The organism is Sulfuricurvum sp. PD_MW2 (genome assembly GCF_002633015.1).
Classification (GTDB): Bacteria; Campylobacterota; Campylobacteria; order Campylobacterales; family Sulfurimonadaceae; genus Sulfuricurvum.
Genome location: NZ_NSIU01000048.1, coordinates 1 through 4,622 on the forward strand (window position 1 = coordinate 1; position 4,622 = coordinate 4,622).

Annotated in this window: 5 protein-coding genes; all 5 read left to right on the top strand. The window is 34.9% G+C overall.

The genetic code is table 11. The features are described 5' to 3' along the window. The first annotated feature begins 340 nt into the window (after positions 1–340). A complete protein-coding gene (locus tag CJD30_RS11365; protein WP_294919218.1) occupies positions 341–721 on the top strand; it encodes a PAS domain-containing protein in 381 nt (126 codons plus the stop codon). 11 nt (positions 722–732) lie between these two features. Beyond that, positions 733–2,010 (top strand): methyl-accepting chemotaxis protein, encoded by a 1,278-nt coding sequence (locus CJD30_RS11370; protein WP_294919221.1) that lies wholly within the window; start codon positions 733–735, stop codon positions 2,008–2,010. A 24-nt stretch (positions 2,011–2,034) separates the two neighbouring features. Next, on the top strand, positions 2,035–2,544 hold the full coding sequence (locus CJD30_RS11375) for a PAS domain-containing protein (RefSeq protein ID WP_294919224.1): 510 nt from the start codon (positions 2,035–2,037) through the stop codon (positions 2,542–2,544). Beyond that, positions 2,513–3,973, top strand: coding sequence for a methyl-accepting chemotaxis protein (locus CJD30_RS11380; RefSeq protein ID WP_294919227.1), 1,461 nt, complete (start codon positions 2,513–2,515; stop codon positions 3,971–3,973). The genes CJD30_RS11375 and CJD30_RS11380 overlap by 32 nt, the downstream gene beginning before the upstream one ends. Before the next feature lie 3 nt (positions 3,974–3,976). Continuing rightward, positions 3,977–4,622, top strand: a 646-nt coding sequence (locus tag CJD30_RS11385) for a winged helix-turn-helix domain-containing protein (protein ID WP_294919228.1), incomplete at its 3' end; no start/stop codon positions are given.

The following is a 4,622-nucleotide window of genomic DNA, read 5'->3' on the forward strand; positions in this document are numbered from 1 at the left end:
AATCTATACGATGCAACTCCAATAATTTTAAAGCTTCTGTCGAATTGGTAGCATGAAATATTTTCGAGACAAACCTTTGTAGCACATTTATATTACTGTCTGTATATTCAAGATCATCTTCAATTAATAGAAGATTTGTTTTTTTTAGATCTGTAAGCATAGAACTAATCCTTGTTTAAAACCTTCGTTGATACTACTTGTAAACAATCTCAAAAAAGTCTCATTTTTAGTAAATAAAAAATATTTTGTGATTAAAATGTAATTAATGAGACTTTACTAAGACTAAAATAGTCAACAATTATAAACATTTTAAAAGATTTAAAAAACGGAAAGGTGATGTATGGCAGAAATACAAATTGATGATAAATGTGTGATCGTATCAGAAACCGATGAAAAAGGGATTATAACATTTGCAAATGATGATTTTATACGCTATAGCGGGTATACACGAGAAGAATTGATGGGAAAACCACATAATATACTACGCCATTCAGATATGCCGAAAGCGGCATTTGCAGATTTATGGGCAACAATAAAAGCAGGAAAAACCTGGAACGGATTTGTAAAAAATAAAACAAAGAACGGAGACTTTTATTGGGTATATGCCACTGCTTCAAAAGTTGTAGCACCGGATGGATCGATTCGTTATATTAGTCTACGAAACAAACCAACAAAACAAGAGGCTCAAAAATACGATACTCTTTACAAAACGATGAAGTGATAGGAAGAAATATGTTTGGAATGAGTCATAAAGAAAAAGAATCAATCGTCAATGCCATAAAAAATTATCATAATTATGTAATCGGACATGTCAATGAATATACACCGGAAAATACCCCTAAGAGCACAGGATATGCAAAAGAGATATTAGAAATGATTGAGAAAAATGCAGGTGAATACAAAGAAATTCGCAATGCGAACAATCTTTCGGCAGGTCAATTAGCCCTCTCGCTCTTTCGTGCCCAAGACGGTGAGATGATCCCAAGTTCATTCAGCGACAATACACAAAATGCTTCTGTTCTTTTTAGTGAATCACTAAAATACTATAACGATACTATGAAGAATTTACGTAAATTTTTCGATGCCCTAGAAGATGAGTTTAACCGAATATCAAATAATACATTACGAACACAACTTCGAGATAATGATTGGGGGAATGATCTAAAAAGTCTTATCCAAAACGTTAACTCGATGATTAATAGCATGATTCAGCAATCAAAAGAGCAGCTGAATCATGCTATTAATTTAGAAACAGATGCGACATTAATGCTGCAAGGGGCAAATGAACTCTCAACTGCGGCCAATGAACAAGCCTCAAATTTGGAAGAGACAGCCGCCGCAATTGAAGAGTTAACCTCCAATGTCTCATCCAACGTTGCTAAAGCTGAAAAGATGATCTCTGTTACGCGCGATGCAAAAAAAGCATCTGAAAATGGCAATCAGGTTGCGTTGGAGGGGCTTAAGGCAATGAATGAGATTTTTACGGTTGCTCAAGCGATAAATCGGACAGTAGATGTTATCGATAATATTGCATTCCAGACAAATATTCTCAGCTTAAATGCGGCAGTCGAAGCGGCAACCGCCGGTGAAGCCGGAAAAGGCTTTGCAGTCGTTGCCCAAGAAGTACGTAACCTGGCCAATCGCAGTGCTGAAGCGGCAAAAGAGATTCAAACACTTGCACGCGAAGCACGTGAAAAATCAGAATTTGGACTGCATACAACCCAAAATATGCAAAAAGAATTTATTCTCATTTCCGAAAAAATCAACGAAACAGATGAAATTGTTCATGATGTTACAAATGCGAACCGTGAGCAAATGGTAGGCATCATGCAAATTAATGATGCAATAGCATCGTTAGATCAAATCACACAAATCAATGCAAAGTCTGCCCATAATTTAAATGAGTATGCATCTCGAATCAATGAGACGTCGCATTATATTTTTAAAGAAGCGGATAAAAAAGTGTTTGAGGGAAAACAACAAATTCTAGACAAGTATAGATCGAAATAAATCAACTCAAGAGAGGATACCGACATGCAACGCCCTGCCCCAAGAGAAAATCAGAAGTTTTTAAAACCGGATGATTTCATTGTTTCCAAAACGGATTCGCACGGAAAGATCATTTATGGAAATGAAATCTTTATTCAAATGTCCGGCTATGAGGCACATGAACTCTCCGGTGTTCCTCATTCTATTTTACGCCATCCTGATATGCCTAAATGCGTTTTTAAATTGCTATGGGATCGTATCCAAAAGAAAGAGGAAATTTTTGCATTTGTCAAAAATCTTTGTAAAGATGGCTCATACTATTGGGTTTTTACCAATGTGACGGCTACCTTGAATCACAATGGAAGTATTCGAGATTTTCACTCCGTCCGTCGAAAGCCGAGTGAAAAGGCATTGCAGGTTATACCTGGGATTTATTCACAGCTTTTAGCAGCAGAACAAAGGGGTGGAATCGATGCGTCTCTCAAACTTCTCGAAAAAACATTACAAGACAATGGAGTAACATATGATCAATTTATTTTCAGCCTTCAAAAATAATCAAACTCTTTTCTTTTTGCTGAGTGTAGTTGCTGGAACATTATATTTTGCAATAATGGGATTATGGATTGAAACAGCATTCGCAACAGCTTCCATTGCCATAGGTTTGATTATTACTGGTACATCAACAAGTGCACAACTCTCAAAAGATGATCTTTTCCAACAAATTTCTCATGTATTAGGAAGTGCGGGTAATGGGAACCTTTCAGAACGGGTAGTTGATTTTTCTCAAACACATCCAATGAAAGAAATTGCATGGAGTCTTAATAATTTATTGGATCAAGTTGAACAAATAATGCGAGACATTCGCTCATCCATTGATAATGCCAATAAAGGAAGCAATGGGCGTATTGCTTTTAGAGAAGGGTATAAAGGCGATTTTACCGTAGTATGCAGTGTTGTTAATAAAGCAGTAAATGAAATCGCTGAATCTTTCAAAGGTAAAGCGAGCAGTGATCTTAACAAAGAGTTCGAACGCATCAGCGGTGGTGTATCAAAATCTCTAACAATTATCCAAGATGATATCAAAAAAAATACCGAATATGCTAAAAATATTAATGCATCGTCATCGATAACAGCCACTAATCTTAAAAAAAGTCAAAAAAGTGTCGGAACAATCGTATCTAATTTACAAGGATTACTCGATCTTATCGGTGATTCCAATGATAAAATAGCCTCTTTAAATGAACGGACTCGTGAAATCAATACAGTTGCAACATTGATCATCGATATTGCGGATCAGACAAATCTTTTGGCTCTTAATGCAGCTATCGAGGCAGCACGTGCAGGTGAACATGGACGTGGATTTGCCGTCGTTGCAGACGAGGTTCGTAAACTAGCTGAAAGAACTCAAAAAGCGACACAAGAAATATCAATCACTCTGCAAAGTCTTCAACAAGAAGCAACTGAGATTCAAGGAAATTCTGAACATATTGGAGAAATCGCAACAAAATCACAGTCAAGTATTAACGATTTTGAAACGGTTCTTAATGAATTTTCTACAAATGCAGATTACTCAGCTAAAGCAGGAAAGCTCATCAACGATTCTCTCTTTACTACGCTTGTAAAAGTTGATCATATTATTTATAAAGATCGTGCTTATATGGCAATTATGCATCAAGATTCAAACAATGCCATAGCCTTTTCTGATCATCATCATTGTCGGTTGGGAGATTGGTATTACAACGGTAGTGGCAAAGAGTTATTTGCTCATACTCAAGCTTATAAAATGTTAGAAACTCCACATAGAACTGTTCATACAAAAGTTTTAGAAACGGTTAAATGTATTACATCAAGTACCTGTTTCGATCTCAAAAATAAAGATATGATCGTAAAAAATATGACGGAGATGGAAGCGAACAGTGCTGTTTTATTTGAATTGCTTGAAAAAATGATTATTGAAGCCAATGCACATACTTTAAAAGTATAAATTATGATAAAAATAGCTCTTTTTGAAAATCCCCCAAAAGAGAACAATGTCCTATACACTTTCCTCTCATCCAAAGGGTATCAAATTGACCACTATAGTGATCTAAAAATACTTGATTCAAACAGTGTATTTAATCTTATAATTATCGATATTGATACCTTTGGTCCGAATGTTTGTCGTTCTTTTACTAAACTAAATGAAAAAAACATACCAATCCTACCACTGATATCCAATCATAATATAACAGTGCTTATCGATTGCTTTTCATCTGGGGATCATCATTACATAAAAAAACCGTATGAGTTGAAAGAGTTTGAACTACATTTAAATCGTTTATATCCGTCCTTACATATAAAAGATATACATTCCAACAATCGATATTTTTTCGATGAAAAAAGAAGTACGCTATCATACTACGACAAAAATTACATTTTTACTAAAAATGAAGCATCATTAATTTCTTTATTTATGAAGAAAAAAAATCAAATCATCCCTGAACAAGAAATAAGTGAATATATTTGGAAATCTTCACATTGTAAAAGTGCAACCATTCGTGCTTTGATCACTAAAACTCAAAAAAAACTACCACCACATAAATTTATTAAAAATTTTCGTGGTGTCGGTTATATGTGGATAGATACTATAATAC